Raw genomic sequence first — 1,045 nt, forward strand, 5'->3', positions numbered from 1 at the left:
TGACCGGCATCCATTAGACTCATGTCGTTTCGTGCCAATCTAGCGACCTCAAAGCGGCGTTCTTCGACCAGTTGCCGCTCGAGCTTTTCGAGGTTCTGATAGTCTTCGGATTGGGTTGACATGCGTGGTTCCTCTTGGGTTTCTAGGTGCGCCTCGAGCATAGCTTGCGCCGTTATCCTGGCACAACCGCGCCGCGCGTGGGTTGCTTGCGGGTTGCATGACATAAAACTCGTTACCCACCAAAGGGCACCCGAGAGGCGAAAACACCCCGCAAAGCAACCCACTGCGGGGTGATCCTCAACAATGGGGTGAAGACGACAACCCACAGGGGGGTGCAGAACCCGCTTGCCTGTCCTACGCCCCCGAGTGCATACGTTTACCTACAAGGGGGACAGCATGAGCAAGACGCCGTTGGGGTTCCGCGTGGACCCGGACCTGAAAGCCGCCCTCGAGACGGCCGCCAAGCAGGACAGCCGCAGCGTGTCGTCGCTGGTTGTCAAAATCCTGACCGATTGGGCCCGCGCGCAAGGACTGCTGAAATGACCGACGAACCGAAGACGGCGCAGATCAACGTCCGGGCCCCCGAGGCAGCGCGCGAGTTCCTGTTGAACCTGGCCGCCCGCCTGCGCGGCGACCCCACGTTCCTGCCCCGTGCCGAGGCATGGCTAATCGAGGTGGAAGACCCCACGGCCTGGCCGAGCCTGGCCGAGCGGGTGGCGAACCTCGAGGCGGCCGTGGAAAGGCTGACCCGTGACCGCAGCTAAGCGCCCTGACCGGCGCCCCACGCTGACGTTGAAGGGTGACGCCTTCACCCCCGAGTTCCGCAGCCTGCTGAACAAGGCGGCGAAGAAGGCCAAGCAGACGCAGGCAGACTATGCGGCCGAGGTGCTGGCAGCGGCCGCGCGCAAGACACTGGCGGGCACCCCTGACGACACCCCGCCCGGCAACCCGACCCCGGCGATCATCCCGCCCGAGATCCTCGAGCGGCAGGAAGCGACCGACCGGAAGCTGGCCGCGCTGGCCGACCAGGTGCGCGCCCTGACCG

General features: G+C 65.3%; 3 protein-coding genes. All 3 read left to right on the plus strand.

The window, feature by feature from the left end; translation table 11 throughout:
• The first annotated feature begins 396 nt into the window (after positions 1–396).
• Complete coding sequence (locus CK240_RS18805) at positions 397–543, plus strand: ribbon-helix-helix domain-containing protein (RefSeq protein WP_167650109.1); 147 nt, start codon at positions 397–399, stop codon at positions 541–543.
• Entirely contained in the window at positions 540–764 is a 225-nt protein-coding gene (locus CK240_RS17595; RefSeq protein WP_095641544.1) for a hypothetical protein, read from the plus strand. The genes CK240_RS18805 and CK240_RS17595 overlap by 4 nt, the downstream gene beginning before the upstream one ends.
• A partial coding sequence (locus CK240_RS17600; RefSeq protein ID WP_135058936.1) for a hypothetical protein occupies positions 751–1,045 on the plus strand: 295 nt, incomplete at its 3' end. The genes CK240_RS17595 and CK240_RS17600, both read left to right, overlap by 14 nt.

This window comes from Paracoccus salipaludis (assembly GCF_002287065.1).
Lineage (GTDB): Bacteria > Pseudomonadota > Alphaproteobacteria > Rhodobacterales > Rhodobacteraceae > Paracoccus > Paracoccus salipaludis.

Bases quoted from the DNA above. Each gene is read 5' to 3' on its own strand.
- CK240_RS18805 (WP_167650109.1), top strand. From the start codon at position 397: ATGAGCAAGACGCCGTTGGGGTTCCGCGTGGACCCGGACCTGAAAGCC.
- CK240_RS17595 (WP_095641544.1), top strand. From the start codon at position 540: ATGACCGACGAACCGAAGACGGCGCAGATCAACGTCCGGGCCCCCGAG.